This window comes from Acidobacteriota bacterium (genome assembly GCA_026707545.1).
GTDB lineage: Bacteria > Acidobacteriota > Thermoanaerobaculia > Multivoradales > Multivoraceae > Multivorans.
This window is the reverse complement of sequence record JAPOWR010000004.1, coordinates 1-15,078: the sequence shown is the minus strand read 5'-3', so window position 1 is coordinate 15,078 and position 15,078 is coordinate 1. Positions and strand designations below refer to the sequence as shown.

At 63.2% G+C, this 15,078-nt stretch carries 8 protein-coding genes and 1 pseudogene; 4 read left to right on the top strand and 5 right to left on the bottom strand.

Annotation, left to right across the window (positions count from 1 at the left end; all coding sequences use genetic code 11):
• Window positions 1-726: 726 nt before the first annotated feature.
• From OXG83_14885 to OXG83_14875, 3 genes are read right to left on the bottom strand one after another with little or no spacing between them, the layout of a single operon-like run.
• Window positions 727-2,484, bottom strand: a complete 1,758-nt coding sequence (locus OXG83_14885; GenBank protein MCY3966318.1) for an ATP-dependent helicase — start codon at window positions 2,482-2,484, stop codon at window positions 727-729.
• The gene (locus OXG83_14880) at window positions 2,471-4,180 is read right to left on the bottom strand and encodes an AAA family ATPase (protein ID MCY3966317.1); all 1,710 of its coding nucleotides are present in this window, start codon (window positions 4,178-4,180) and stop codon (window positions 2,471-2,473) included. Before OXG83_14880 ends, OXG83_14885 begins: the two co-directional genes overlap by 14 nt.
• 30 nt (window positions 4,181-4,210) lie before the next feature.
• The gene (locus OXG83_14875) at window positions 4,211-4,345 is read right to left on the bottom strand and encodes a hypothetical protein (protein MCY3966316.1); all 135 of its coding nucleotides are present in this window, start codon (window positions 4,343-4,345) and stop codon (window positions 4,211-4,213) included.
• Window positions 4,346-5,004: 659 nt separating this feature from the next.
• Between OXG83_14875 and OXG83_14870 the strand changes: the two genes are divergently transcribed.
• From OXG83_14870 to OXG83_14855, 4 genes and pseudogenes are all read left to right on the top strand, one after another.
• Window positions 5,005-7,002, top strand: a complete 1,998-nt coding sequence (locus OXG83_14870) for a site-specific DNA-methyltransferase (GenBank protein ID MCY3966315.1) — start codon at window positions 5,005-5,007, stop codon at window positions 7,000-7,002.
• A gap of 25 nt (window positions 7,003-7,027) precedes the next feature.
• Window positions 7,028-7,281 (top strand): annotated as a pseudogene (locus OXG83_14865) (type II toxin-antitoxin system HicA family toxin).
• A complete protein-coding gene (locus OXG83_14860) occupies window positions 7,281-7,493 on the top strand; it encodes a type II toxin-antitoxin system HicB family antitoxin (protein ID MCY3966314.1) in 213 nt (70 codons plus the stop codon). Before OXG83_14865 ends, OXG83_14860 begins: the two are co-directional and overlap by 1 nt.
• A gap of 40 nt (window positions 7,494-7,533) precedes the next feature.
• The gene (locus OXG83_14855; GenBank protein MCY3966313.1) at window positions 7,534-10,527 is read left to right on the top strand and encodes a DEAD/DEAH box helicase family protein; all 2,994 of its coding nucleotides are present in this window, start codon (window positions 7,534-7,536) and stop codon (window positions 10,525-10,527) included.
• A gap of 330 nt (window positions 10,528-10,857) precedes the next feature.
• On the opposite strand, the gene OXG83_14850 is transcribed toward OXG83_14855, so the two are convergent.
• Together OXG83_14850 and OXG83_14845 are read right to left on the bottom strand one after the other, a co-directional pair.
• Window positions 10,858-13,344: a right-handed parallel beta-helix repeat-containing protein gene (locus OXG83_14850; protein ID MCY3966312.1), complete on the bottom strand. Its 2,487-nt coding sequence runs from the start codon at window positions 13,342-13,344 to the stop codon at window positions 10,858-10,860.
• Between the two features lie 179 nt (window positions 13,345-13,523).
• Window positions 13,524-15,078: hypothetical protein (locus tag OXG83_14845; protein MCY3966311.1), on the bottom strand; the 1,555-nt coding region annotated here is incomplete at its 5' end.

The following is a 15,078-nucleotide window of genomic DNA, read 5'->3' as shown; positions in this document are numbered from 1 at the left end:
GTTTGACCGTGACCTAGAGGACTTCCAGCGCCTTCACACCCAGGGCAGAGCAGACGCTGGCATCATTGTTACTCGGGGTGCCTCTCTCCAAGAGAGTTTGGAACTGATCGTGCGTGCTTGGGCGCAAGAGAATCGCATCCAGAGCTTCGATGCTCTTACACGATTCGGTGTGCGTCCGACTCAGCGGCAGTTGGCGCAGGTTCCCGTGACCGGACCGGACTTTCCTGCTGCTTGGGCACCGAAGTTCGTGGCCGACAAGTTCTCCTCGACCACCACACATTGGGAGCAACTCCAGGCTCGCGTCGACGAGGAAGCAAAGCACCCGTGCCCACTGCTATTGCTCGGAATTCCAGCGGCATCAGTTCGTCGACAAGCCGCTCCCTGAGGGCTAACCCCAAACACCTGAATCGAGACCCGTCGGCGCCAAAAGGAAGAGCCTCCTCCTCACCGCCAGCGACCGGGGCACCCGTGCTCCTCGTCTGCTGACAGACTCGAAAGCGTGCAGCGCCCACAGGAAAGGGAGCGACCCCGAGGGCGGTCGACGACCGAACCATCCTGACGCCGGGGATCACGGCTCGCTACCGCATCGCACAGCCGTCGTCGACAACGAGCCACAAGCGCCACGCTGCTGGGCTAGATCGTGGGCCTGAGCCCCTTGGCAGCGCCCATCTCACAAGATTGCGCCACCTTCGAGGAGATCCGGCGCACATTCCGTTCCCGCGTCCACTACGTCGCCACCCTGAAGCCCCACTCCACCCAGGTCCTCGAGTGCTTATCGTAGTGCCCCTTCGGTAACCCGACCACAAGCAGGTGCCGGGCTCGGGTCATGGCCACATACGCCAGCCGTCGCTCTTCTGTGCTTTCGCCGTCTCGCACCGCGGTCATCACCAAGTTCCAGAACCTCGTCGTGCCGATGACGAACACTGCGTCGATGCTCTCGCCTTTCACTTGGTGAATCGTGTCGTGTCGGACTTCCGGAAACTCCTGGGAAGATTCGAAAAGCGGCAAAGCCCTCTGAGCGACGGAGAGTCCCCTGATCGTGATGTGATCCCCTAGCTTCGCATCGCACCGCATGCCGGTTTCTTCGATCAAGCTCGCCAACTGGGTTCGCATGGAAGAAACCCAGGTGCTACCAAGCTGAGATACCGGCTCCAATCGGTCCGGCCTCTTAACGAACCTCCAGATCGCCAGCTTCACAGCCGTCGCCTCCGGTGCCTTCGGGTCGGAATCGATGCGTTCCCACAGAGAGTCGTCCCCAGCGAGTTCGCGCACGACCCCCTCAACGATCCGCGCAGCCCCGCGATAGTCGCGTCGGGAATCACGAAGGAACGCGGCTGCGGCCAAACGGCCTGCCTTGCCCTGAAGCTTCCTGTGGTTTGCCCTGCCGCGCAGCGCCTCCAATTGCCCATGCCCTCGACTGACGACCGCCGCAGAGTCGATGCTCAGTCCAGCCTGGTCTGCGAGATCTTGAAAGGCCGCTAGGCCATCAGAGAATGTCGACGACGTCTCTCTGACTACAAAGGCTCTGCGTCCCTCCACTCCTCCATCACCAGCTCCTGTGAAGGCCAGATTCCCGCCGACGTTACGGACGGCCTCGACGATCTGGTTGTTGCACCGGAAGGACCGGCTCAAAGGCCTCTCTGGAATCGACCACTCTGTCTTCAGACTGGGCAACGACGTTGCATCCGCCATACTAAACTCGAAAATGCACTGCTCCGGATCGCCAACGAGGGTGATCCGTGCTCCCTTCTCCCGCAGATGGTTCAAGAGGAGAAGCAACCACGGATTCGAGTCCTGCGCTTCGTCAACGATCATCTCTGGGAAGCGCCTGGCGAGGAGTTCAGCGATGTGAGGCCTCCTGGAGAGAAGCTCACATGCCCAGCGCACGCGCTGGGCATGTGTATAGAGCCCCAGAGACAACAACTCCTGGACGGCCTCATTGGCGGCGGCGAGAGGTAGAGTCGCGGAGCCTCGCGACCACTTGAAGCGAAGCTTGGTGCCATCCCGATAGGGTTCGATTTCCCACGCACGAACCGGGATCTTGCTGCCGCCCTTGCCGCTCGTCCACACCTTCAGTTTGCTGTTAGCCCAGTGACCTGGACGTGGGCCTGGGAAGAGCCTGGGACGCTTGTCTGCGCCCGTGAGCAGATGGCCAAACGGCCCGAGAAGGTAGCGTTCAACGAACGAGTCAAACGTGCCGACGTAGTTTGGCTCGGAGAGAAGGTCTCGTCGCCCTAACTTGATCGTCGCAGTCTCGAACTCCCGGATTGCCGCGTTCGTGAACGACAGAAGGGCCAGTCCACCGACAGCGTGAGGCCAGTTGGCTGCTCTCCAGACAAAGCGTCGACATGACGTCCAGGTCTTTCCGCTTCCCGGTGCTGCGCGTAAGAGAAACTCCAACTCCTCAGTGAAAATCGCGTCCCTTTGCTGGTCTGTCGGCCCTTCCGCGAGTATCGCCTCCCGGAGACGACTACTCGACGTCATCTGCGGCTCCTTCCCTGAGAGCCCCCAAGTGCTCCAGCGCATTGCGTATGCAGGCGGGAACCGCCTCGGCCCCAAGCTCCAAACCTTCAATCGCGCCTGCAAGCTCCTGGGCGAACTCGCCTTTTGATACCCGCAATCCTAAGAGGGCGCTCAGGAATGCATCCGCCCGGTCATCTGCGCACTCCAGTGTCCCAAGATGCACCTGGAGCTCTTCTCCTTTCCTGGGGTGTAGCTGATTGAACGCCGCCATCATGTGCGGCAGCATCGCATCGGAACGTGCAAGTTCGTGTTCAAACGTGACCTCAGAAACCTCTACCCTCAGATTGGGAACCTCAGACTCCAGTGCCTTCAGGCCCACTGCGGTTGCCGACATCTGTCCACCGACTTCCTTCGCGTCACCGTCTGTGAGAATGGCGACCGGCACTCCAAGGCCTCCAGCGCGGAACAGTGGAATAAACGCGTTGAAGTTGATTCCATGCGCGTTCAACACCGTCACGGATGATTCCTTCAGATTCCCACCGGCCATCTTCGCCAGGACCGGTAGCAGCAGTGCCTCGGCGATCCCCTCCACCATCAAGATCCGGCGGGCAAAGAACAACTCCCCGCGGGTCGCGTCGAGATACCGCTGGAGCTTCCTCTTGATCTTCGGGTCAATCGCGATGCCAGAAACCGACACCGTGCTCACCTTGCCATCAACATCATGAACGGATACGACCGAGTCGATCGGGGCCTGACTTGCCAGGATGGGAGAGTGGCTGCTCGCGATGACCTGCACTTCGTTGCGTTCGCACTCGCTGGCAACATCAGCCAGATGCCTGAGTAGGAGCACCTGTAGCTGTGGATGCAGGTGCGCTTCGGGTTCCTCCACGAGGATCGAACGGAACGAGAACCGTGAACTCCGCCGGAGCGTGCCCAGAGTCGCGGATGTGAAGATCAAGTTGTTGTAGCCGAGTCCATTAAGGGGAAACGGAAGTCCCTCGATCTCAGGCTGCAGACCCGCGATGATCCGGCCGAAAGTTGGGTCGGTGAAGATCAGCTCCGTCTTCTGGGTCAGTTCACGACCCGCGATGGCCGCCATCTGCGCATTGATGTCCCCCCTTGCCTCTTCGACCGGCTTCAGAGCGCGGATCTCCTCATTTGCGTGATTGGCGATGGTCTCGAAGTCTGCGCGCTGGTCGTCCTCAGTCAGGCAGTCGATAAGGCGGGACACCTGGGAATGTCGACCCGGCCGGAGGCCGCGATCGGGGTCTCGCAGCGGCCTCAAGTAGATCGTCGCCAGGCGATCGTAGTGCTTCGACGGAAGTGAGCCGCCCTCGGTCTCGCCACCCCACATCTTCACGTGGCAGCGCTTAGTGATCTCGTTGAACTCAACACGCGCATTGACCTGCATCTCGAACTTCCCGCTACCGACGTCCACGAGGCACTCTTGGAAATACACTTCGTCTTCTTCTCTTAGTCCCGTAAAGCGGCAGCAGATTTCAATCGGCGCGTGATCGGTTCCGGTCCGAAAGTCATCCTCCGTAAGCCAGAGGGAATCGAAATCCCGGCTCGAAAACAACATGAGCCGTAGTGCATCGACGATCGTCGTCTTACCCGAGTTGTTCTCCCCGACTAACACCGTCAAACCGCGCGGCAAACTCACGGTGAGCGCATCGATCTTACGGAAGTTGCGAATTTGTAGTTCACGGAGCCACATCTGTATCGTCTCCGTTGTTGGCGCAGCCGCTCAAGTCGCGACGCCGCGCGTTGTTTCGGGCAGCGTCGCCAAGCGGCTGCGGTCCGCCACCAGCTCATGCATGAGGCCGGTCTTGGCGCGCCGGAGGTCATCGAGAGATAAGTGCGTTGCGTTCAGGTAGTCCATCCGCGGAGGCCCGTTATCTGCAGAAGGCGCGGAGGCGACGGACATCTATACGTGTTGGCTGCACCGGCTTGAGAGTCTGTAGAGGCCCATAGCGTGAACGTCTATCTTCAGGCATTGCCAGGAGTGTTCCACGAAGAACTAGCCATGACAGGACGATTCTCGGGCGTCGAGCGCACGGGTCCCCAATGTCAAGCGCGGTGGAGCCGTATGCTCGGCCCGGAATCCGGCGTGACACGGAAGTGACCGCACCGCACGAAGGGGCGGATACTACGGAAGACCGGTGAGCAGGTCAACGGTGCCACGACCGCTGCTCCAAACTTCGCAGGTCTCGGGGACCTAGGAGCCGGTGCGGTCCACTTTGGGATCGGCGACTCGAGCTCGCGGACCAGATCGAACACGAAGCACAGGCACAAGCGGTTGGCGGTTCAGGGGAACAGCCGAGCCTGCGGGTCCCTCCGGACCTACTCCCGTACCGGCCGTTCGGTTGAGGCTTTGCGCTTCCAACCGCATCGGCCGAGGTCATGGCAGAATCGCCGGGTTAGGGTCTCGACTGTCCAGGACGCGAAGACGGCCCGTCGCGCGACCCGAAACGGGAAGCCGAGGGGCTCGGAAGTGACGCTGACCCTGCCCGAGCGGACCTGTTAGCCGGAGCGGAACGAATGAACAAGATCGAAGCCGAAGCCCCTGAGGCCTCCTCCGCCGACGTAGTCGCCGAGAATCTGGGCCACCTCAAGGAACTGTTCCCCGACGCGTTCACGGAGGGCAAGGTCGACTTCGACGTGCTCCGCCAACTCCTCGGTGACCCCGTAGACGATGGCGTCGAGAGATACGGCCTGAACTGGCACGGCAAGCGTCAGGCTCGGCAGCTCGCCCTTACGCCCTCCACCGGCACACTCCGCCCTTGCCCGGAGGAGAGCGTTGACTGGGACATCACGAAGAACCTGATGATCGAGGGCGACAACCTCGAAGTGCTGAAGCTCCTGCAGAAGAGCTATGCGCGGAAGGTGAAGCTGATCTACATCGATCCGCCGTACAACACCGGCAAGGACTTCGTGTATCGGGACGACTACCGCGACAACATCCGGCACTATCTGGAGATCACCGGCCAAGTGGACGGCGCGCTCCGACTTTCGTCAAGTGTGGAGACCTCGGGGAGGTTCCACACCGATTGGCTCAACATGATGTACCCGAGACTGAGGCTCGCTCGGGAGCTGCTGGCTCAAGACGGCGTTGGCTTCGTAAGCATCGACGGTGGCGAAGCCAGTCGCTGTCGGTTGATGCTGGAGGAGATCTTCGGTGAGGAGAACGTCCTTGCGACGATAACCTGGGTCTCGAACCTAAAGGGGCGCCAAATCAGCGACGGCGGGCCGGTGGGCACGCATGAGTACATCATCTGTTTCGGGCGAGATGCACGGTATCTTAGCCAGTTCCGGGGCAGCCATTCCGATCTCAAGAAGCTAATGCCGGCGGTCTATAGAGGCAAGACCTACGAGGTCAAACGCGATGATCTAGGTCCGTATGTCACGAAGAACGAGTTGTACAACACCAACTCGAGGTTCAACGAAACAACTGCGCCTACCATGGTGTTCTGCATACACCACAACTTCGCGTCGAGCGAGACCCGTGTGACTGACGTGGAGTCTCCGGAGACCTTCCCGGGGTTCGTGCGCATCATGCCCCACGACAACGCGGCACACGGCTATCGGTACCACGCATGGCGCTGGAGCCGATCGAAGATCGAGGAAGAGGCGCACGAGCTCGAGTTCGTCCCGCACGGGAATTCTGCCAAGGTCTACACCAAGATCCGGGACATCGATGGAACAGCACTAAAGGACATCGTAATCGGTCCTTCGACCGGAAGCGGCCAGAAGGACCTCAAGGTCCTAGGGCTAGCGAAGGCGTTTGATACTCCGAAGCCGGTCGAGCTGCTTCGGGTTCTGCTGAAGGCTTCGGCGCAACCCGATGCTCTTGTGCTCGACTTCTTCGCCGGTTCGGCTTCTGCGGCCCACGCCGTGATGGCTCAGAACGCGAGCGACGGTGGTAAGAGAGCGTTCATCATGGTGCAATTCCCGGAGGCCCTTGATCGTAGAATCACAGCGCAAAGAGCTGCCGCCACGACTTGTCAGGACCTCGGTCTACCACCCCTTGTCAGTGAGATCACCAAGGAGCGGCTGCGTCGGGCAGGCCGGAAAATCAAGGAAGAGAACCCGACGTCATCAGGAGATCTCGGCTTTCGCGTGTTGAAGCTCGACAGGTCCAACATCCGCTCGTGGAACTCGAAACCGGAGGAGATCGAGGGCGAGCTCCTCGCGGCCGTGGACCACATCGAGCCGGGACGGACCGAGCAGGACCTTCTTTACGAGCTACTGCTGAAGCTCGGCTTCGATCTCTGCACGCCAATTGAGACGCGGACCATCAGCGCGCATCGCGTTCACGCCGTCGGCGCCGGGACTCTGTTCGCCTGCCTTGAGGAGAAGACCGTCGGAGAAGTGTACGAAACGCTGGCTACCGGTATAGCGGACTGGCATGACGAACTTGAGGGCGACGCAGAGACGACGGTGGTGTTCCGCGACAGTGCCTTCGCCGACGACGTCACGAAGGCGAACGTGGCGGCAATTCTTGAGCAACGCGGTCTCACCGACGTACGGAGTCTCTGAGAGACGTGGAGGCAAGAGCCACCGCATGGCACAGCACGAACGACTGCTGCAGACCATTCTGCTGGGGCGATCAGATGCGAGCTTCCGGTTTGCGAGTTGCGCCGTCTGTTGCTGCGCCTTAGGCTTGACGAACGAGTTCCCGGAAGCCACCGTGTCTTCACTCGTGACGGCGTCGAGGAGCAAATCAACCTTCAGGAGAAGGGTGGCGCCGCGAAGGTCTACCAGGTCCGGCAGGTGCGACGCACAATCAGGAAGTATGGCTTGTGGAGGTTCAAGTGATGTTTAGGTGCGAGGTCATCCTCTACTGGAGCAATGAGGACAACGTCTTCATTGCCGACGTGCCGGAGCTTCCAGGGTGCATGGCTCACGGCGAGACCCAACAGGAGGCCCTGTGCAACATCAACGACCCGATGGGACTCTGGGTCGACACGGCGAGGGAGCGAGGGTGGGGCGTGCCAGAGCCACACGGCGAGCGGCTGATGCTCGCATGAACTTGCTGCCTGTGGCCTTTGGTCGCTCCCGCCTCAGACGATGAAGCTCCGGTTTGAGCCGAACTTGGACTTCCAGCTCCGGGCGGTGGAGGCGGTCTGCGGCCTGTTCCGGGGCCAGGAGGCATGCCGGACGGAGTTCACGGTCCTTCGCGACTCGGGCAGCGGACAGAAGCGAATGCCCTTCGCGCGGAGCGATCTTGGCGTGGGCAACCGGCTGAGCTTGCCGGACGACGAGATCGCCGAGAACCTGAAGGCTGTTCAGCTTGAAAATGCACTGCCGCGATCCCCTTCGCTCGAATCAGGGGACTTCACGGTCGAAATGGAGACCGGTACTGGCAAGACCTATGTCTACCTACGTACGCTCTTCGAACTGAACAAGCGGTACGGCTTCACAAAGTTCGTCATCGTCGTCCCGTCAATCGCAATCAAGGAAGGCGTGTACAAGTCGCTCCAGATGACGGAGGACCACTTCCGGGCTCTCTATTCGCGGACGCCGTTCGAGTACTTCCTCTATGACTCGGCCAAGCTCGGTCAGGTCCGGAACTTCGCCGCCAGTCCACACATCCAGATCATGGTCGTGACCGTGGGCGCGATCAACAAGCAGTCCATCAACAACTTGTACAAGGACAACGAGAAGACGAGTGGGGAAAAGCCGATCGACTTCATCCGCGCCACGCGGCCGATCGTGATCGTCGATGAACCTCAGAGCGTGGACGGTGGTCTCCGGGGGCGGGGAAAGGAAGCACTCGAGCGGATGAACGCCCTGTGCACGCTGCGCTATTCGGCGACGCACGCGGATAGCTACCATATGGTCTACCGCTTAGACGCTGTGGACGCCTACGAGCGGAAGCTAGTCAAGCAGATCGAGGTGGCAGCCGCCACCGTCGAGGACGCTCACAACCGGCCTTACGTGCGGCTTCTCTCGACCAGGAGCAAACAGGGCACGGTGAGTGCCCGGGTCGAACTCGACGTGGAGAGGGCTGGCAAAGTGATCCGCCAGGAAGTCACCGTACTCGACGGCTACGACCTAGAGCAGGTCACGGGCAGGGGAATCTACAGCGACTGCCACATCGGCGACATCTCGGTCAAGCCGGGAAGCAAGTCCATGGGCCTGCGAATGCCAGGAGTCCAGCGCTGCCTTAGTGAGGGTGAGGCGTGCTTCGACGTGGACCGTCTTGCACTCCACCGACAGATGATCCGGCGGACGATCCGGGAACACCTAGACAAGGAACTCCGGCTCGGACCGCAGGGCATCAAGGTCCTCAGCCTGTTCTTCATCGACCGGGTGGAGCACTATCGCCGGTACGACGCGGACGGGAACGCGGTGAAGGGCAACTATGCCGAGATGTTCGAGGAGGAGTACCGGCAACTTGCCGGGATGCACACCTACGCGAAGTTGTTCCGCAAAGAGGATCCCTCCGTGAATGTCGAGGACGTCCACGACGGCTACTTCTCGATCGACAAGAAGGGTGGCTGGACAGACACGGCCGAGAACAACCAAGCGAATCGCGACAGCGCTGAACGAGCCTACAACCTCATCATGAAGGAGAAGGAGAAGCTCCTGAGCCTCGAAGAGCCGCTTCGGTTCATCTTCACCCACTCGGCGCTACGCGAGGGGTGGGACAACCCGAATGTCTTTCAGATCTGCGCGTTGCGCGAGATTCGGACGGAACGGGCCCGGCGTCAGGCGATCGGCCGCGGCCTGCGGCTCTGCGTCAACCAGGAAGGAGAACGCCTACGCGGCTTCGACGTGAACACGCTGACCGTCATTGCCACGGAGAGCTACGAGGACTTCGCCGAGAACCTGCAGAAGGAGATTGAGAAAGACACGGGCATCCGCTTCGGGGTCGTTGAGCCGCACGAGTTCGCACAGATCCCGGTGACGGGCAAGGACGGTCACGAGACACCACTTGGCTTCGAAGAGTCCCAGGCCCTTTTCGACTTCTTGCGGGCGCAAGGCCACATTGATGGGCACGGGAGAATCCAGGACGTTCTCCGGACGGCACTGCGGGACGACACGTTCATGGTGCCGGACCGCTTTCTCGACCAGCGAGAGGCGATCGTGTCGGTGCTGAAAAAGTTGGCGAGAACGCTGAACGTGAAGGATGCGGACAAGCGCCAAACGGTGCGGCCACGCCAGGCCATCCTCGAGAGCCCCGAGTTCAAAGAGCTGTGGAATCGCATCAAGCACAAGACAACGTACCGCGTCGCCTTCGACAACGAACGGCTGCTGATGGACTGCATCGCCGCCTTGAAGGCCGCACCAGACCTTCTCGGAACGAGGCTGCAATGGCGCAAGGCGGACATCGCGATCGGCAAATCCGGGGTGGAAGCGGCGGAGAAGGAGGGCGCAGCGACGGTCGCCATTGATCCAGGCGACATAGAGCTACCGGACCTGCTAACGGAACTCCAAGGCAGAACCCGACTTACCAGGCGCAGCATCTACCAGATCCTGACTACCAGCGGCCGTCTCCGCGACTTCCGGCAGAACCCGCAGCAGTTCATCGAGAACGCGACGCAAGCGATCAACCGATGCAAACAACGGGCGCTCGTGGACGGCATCAAGTACCAGCGCATCGGCGACGAGTCGTACTATGCGCAGGAGTTGTTCGAGCGCAAAGAACTGATCGGCTACTTGAAGAACATGCAGGCCGCGCGGAAGGCGGTCCACGACCACGTCATCTACGAGTCGAACACCGAGGCGGAGTTCGCCGACCAACTCGAGAAGAACATCGCCGTTAAGGTGTACGCGAAACTGCCTAGCTGGTTCAGAGTGGCGACACCGCTGGGCTCCTACAACCCGGACTGGGCCGTCCTGGTCGATTCCGACGATGGCGAGCGGCTGTATCTCGTTGTCGAGACGAAGGGAACCATACATACGGCCGAACTACGCCCAGCGGAACAGGAGAAGATCAAGTGCGGTAGGGCGCACTTCAAAGCGCTGGCGACGGGCGACTCTCCCGCCCGTTACGAGGTCGCCTCAAGCCTCGACGAACTGCTCGCGCAGGTCATGATCGGCCGACCGCCTGCTTGAGCGGGTGCCACTGCTGCGTACTCGAAGTCGACGGCCGTGCCACCGGGCGTTTCGGAGCACGCGTCAGTGGAGGATTGACGCCGCAATAGCGGTGCGGTGTGGGCCGGAGTGTGAGACCACAACCGTCATCGGGTCTGCCAAGCGCAGGAAGCTAGACCGAGAACCCGGTCGAGAACCCCGCCCACACAGGCCTGGGGGTGGGACGTCTTGTGGGATGTACCAGCCACTCAGAAACTCAAATGACTGCCGTATCTACACTTACTTGTGTGGTCTGCGGAGAGGGAGGCGTGCGGCTGGGGGGAAGGGCGCGAGGTTGAGGCCGACCAAACCCTACCAAGGCATAGTCCGCCCGCTGTACCCCCTACCCACCTCCGCCGAATCCTCTCTCCTCCCCGCACCAATCATCACCCCCCGATCAATCTGCGCCGCCACATTCCCCGGCAACACATTGTCCAGGAAGAACATCCCCCGCTCCTTCGTCAGCTCCAGCACCATCTCGCCGGCGGCGACGACCTCGGGCGGCAACGGCGGGTCGGCCCGGCCTTCCAGGTAGCCGTACGACAGGCCCAGGTCCCGCGGTCCGTGCTCGGCGAAGGCCAGGCCGGGGACGGAGAGGGTCTCGGCGGCCCGGTCCAGGGCCTGCTGGTCTTCCAGTTTGACGCCGAGCATGATCTCGCCTTCGGGGTTGAGCGGCCAGACGTCGGCCTTCTGGAGGTACTCCGGGACGCTGAGGCCCCAGACCCAGGCGGCGAAGGTGTGGCTGCCCCAGCCGCGGAGGCCTTCGCCGACTATGTCGACGGCCTGCTTGTGGATCGGGTAGCGGGCGGCCTGGACGAAGCGCTTGACGCCCTCGGGGTCGCGGGCGCGGGCGAGGTGGACGCCGCGGACGCCCTGGGCGAGGGCCTGCTGGACCATCCAGCCGCCGGCGGTGACGGTCGGTTCGTCGAGGCCCAGCAGGGGCAGGGAGACGATGACGGTGGGCGTCCGGTGGCCGCTCGGGGTGGGACCGGCGTCGACCAGGCCGCGCATGAACTCGCGGAGCGCCGCGAAGTCGAGCGCCACGTGCTCGACGTTGTAGATGATGTAGTCGCCCCAGGTGCCGGCCATCTGCACGCCTTCCTCATAGCCGCCGGTGGAGGCGTCGTAGTAGATGGGCTGACCGCGCTCGAGGAGTTCGATCGACTTGTTGACGCGCCGCGGCTCGTAGTCGGAGACGGCGCGGGCGGCGTCGAAGCCCTTGCCGAAGCCGGGTGAATCGGCGATCTGGCGGTAGGTCGGGAGCAGGTGGAGCTCGGTGACGGAAGTGTGGTCGCGCCAGAGGGTCAGATTGCGGCCGGAGGCGGAATGGACGACCCCCCAGCCGCCGCGGCTGGCGACGACGCGGTTGGTGAGGTCGGCGGCGGGAAGCGGCGCCGCCAAGGTGACGTGGGTCTGGTGGCTGGCCGCGGACCAGGTGGCTCCGAGCATCTGGAGTTCCCGGCCGTCCTCGAGGAACTCGGCCAATCCCGCCTCGTTGCCCTCGCCCACGGAACCGTCGCGGATCAGCGACGCGGTGACGGTCGCGGTGCCGTCGCTCTCAAGCGACCCGGTGACGATGTTGTTGCTGAAGCGCGTGGGCTCGAGCCCTTCCTTGGTCTCGATGAGCAGGGTGTCTTCGAGGATCGTGTTGTCCACGACCTCCAGCTCGCTCCGCTGCAGGTAGAAGCCGCCGTTGAGCGCGGCGACGTTGCCCTCGACCCGGCCGCGGCTCTCCATCGTGATGCGCAGGGCGCTGGAGTTGCGGGAACCGTTCGTGTTGCCGAAGAAGCGGTTGCCGGTCACTTCGACGAAGAAGTCCTCGGCGTTCGGCATCGGGTCGAACGGCCGGTCGTAGCGGTGTTCCTGGCCGCCGACGAACAGGCCGCCGCCGTCGTCGGTCCCCAGGTTGGCGACGATGACGTTGTCGCGGACCCTGGCCGAGGACCAGTAGGCGACGAAGATGCCGCCGCCGTCGTGGGTGTTGAGCGCCCAATTGCCGAGGACCACGTTGCCGCTGATCTCGGGGGACGACCAGTTGAAGATGGAGATGCCGCCGCCGTCGCTGCTGCGCATGGTGTCGGCGGCGCCCGCGACGTTGCTGATGATCGCGTTGTCGGCGATCAGGCCGTCGCAGTTGTGGTCGAAGGCGATGCCGCCGCCGCGGCCGGTTTCGGTGCCGTTCTCGGTGATCAGGTTGTTGCGGATCTCGGGGGCGCCGCCGTTGCGGCAGTAGATGGCGCCGCCGTCGTGGGCGGTTTCGTGGAGGTACTTGGGGGCCCAGTTGGCGGGAGTGAGGGTGCTGTTGTTGGTGAAGACGTTGTTGGAGAGGACGGGTGAGGCGCCGTCGATGAGGATGCCGCCGCCGGGGCCGCGAACCTGGCCGCCCTGGATGCGGAGGCCGTCTATGCGGTTGGTGGCGTTGGTGGGGGTGTCGGCGGACGTGGCGGTGGCGGCGATGGTGAGGACGCGGTCTTCGCTCTGGGCGTCGAGGATGGTTGGGTGGGCCTGGATGTCGCGGTTGTGAGTCCAGTCGGTGGAGGTGGGGTCGAAGCCGCCGTAGAGGTCGGCGTTGGGGGGGAGTGTGAGGTTGTGGGTTGGGTAGGTGCCGGCGGCTAGGAGAATGGCTGTGTTGGTGTTGGCGTCGGCCACGGCGAGGGCGGCGGTGAGGGTGGCGTAGGGGGTGGTTGCGGAGCCGGTGGCTGTGGTGTCGTCGCCGGTGGTGGTGGAGACGTGGAGGATCTGGGTGTAGGCGTCGAGGTCGATGGGGGTGGTTTGGGGGCCGGTTGTGGCGAAGGCCACGGCGCTGATGGTTGCAAGGGCTAGGAAGAGAAGAGTGGTCGCCGGCCTTTGGCCGGCGCGGTCTTCCGGCCGGCTTCGCCGGCAGCGGACCAGAAGGTCCGCGCACCCAGAGATAAGGCGGTGCTGGCGGCGCGGCTCTGTACTGGATTCCAACGGTGGGGTTTCACGGTTCACGGTCTCTATCCTCCTTCCACGAACTGCATCGCGTAGAGCTTCGCACCGCGCATGCGGAACACCACCTGCACGGTCCGGCCGGCCAGCGGGGACACGTCGGTCCCCGTCTCCAGCCAGTCGACTTCCTTCGCGATGAAGTCGCCGTTGACGTAGACGCAGTCGTCGACGGTGTAGCCCTCGATCGGCTGTCCCTGCTCGTCCAGGAAGCCGACCTGCAGGTAGCCGACGGCGTCGGTGTCGACGTTGAGTTGCAGGCGGTCACCCTCGAACGTGAGCGGCCGCGTGACGACGGTGGTCTCGTGGCCGTACGGACTGTCGAGCGAGATGAACCCGTCGAGGCGCTGGACGAGCCGGTAGACGCCGCGGCCGTCCGGGTCCTGGGTGTGGGGCGAGTGGTAGTGCGTCTCGCCGAAGTAGTACTGCCAGAGTTCCTCGCCGCGGCGGATCATGCCGTGGCCGATGTAGGCGGTGACCACGTCGCGCCCCTGGTGGCGGCCGATGCCCACGTAGGCCGGCTCGGGGTGACGCTTCCAGTCGAGTCCGTTGCGGCTGACGGCGATCTGGGATTCGAGCGGGCCGGAGCCGAGGCCGCGCTCCTCCAGGCCCAGCACCCTGCGCGCCTCCGGGCCGTCACCGTAGTAGTGGAAGTAGCCCACCGGGAAGGCGAGGTAGGTGTCCGGGGCGTAGGGGTACTTCATCGCCTTGGTGAGGTAGAAGTCGGTGCCCACCGGGTCCTCGGGGGTCGGGTCGAAGAGGTGCGGGTACTCCATGCCGAACCCGCCCGGCGTCAGCGGGCCGTTGTCGACCCACCACGGCAGCGGGTCGCGGAGCGGGTACTCGGCGCGCAGGTCGAGGTACTCCTGCTGCGTCAGCGGCCTGAACGGCTGGGTCGCGCGCAGGTCCTCGTGCTCCGTGACCACCGAACTGCGCTGCGTCACGCCGCCGGGCGTGTGGAAGATGCCGGAGCGGTGGTAGGACATGTAGACCTGCCGCTGGTCGTCGTAGTAGGTGCTGCTCTGGGTGCCGGACCGGAACGGCAGGACGATGTTGCGCCGCCGCGTCCAGTCGTAGCCGTCGGCCGAGGTGTAGAGGTAGAGGCCGCGCCGCTGGTAGTCCGTGAGGTACTTCCAGCGCTCGTCGGGCGGCGCCTGCGGGTCCCAGAACGGGTTGCCGAGGCCGCCCACCATGTCGGGGATGACGATGTTGCGGTGGCCGTTGATCTCGCCGCGTCCCTGGTCGGGCCGGTCGAAGTGGACGCCGTCGGTCGAGGTGTAGACGGCGAGGTGGTCCTCTTCCCTCGAGTTGTAGATGCGGATGACGCCGTCGTCGCCGGAGGCGACGGTGAGGTGCTTGCGGAACGTGCCCTTGATGTTGTCGATGACGCGCTCGGCGCGGCGTGGTGGGTTGACGGTGAAGGTGGCGTCGCCGGTGTCGGCGAGGAGGGCGTCGTCGATGAAGAGGTGTTTGCGGGTGGCTAAGTGGAGGGGGGTGGGGGTGGCGGGGGTGGCGTTGGTGCTGGTGGGGTCGTCGGCGGTGGAGTCGGCGGAGGCGCCGGCGAAG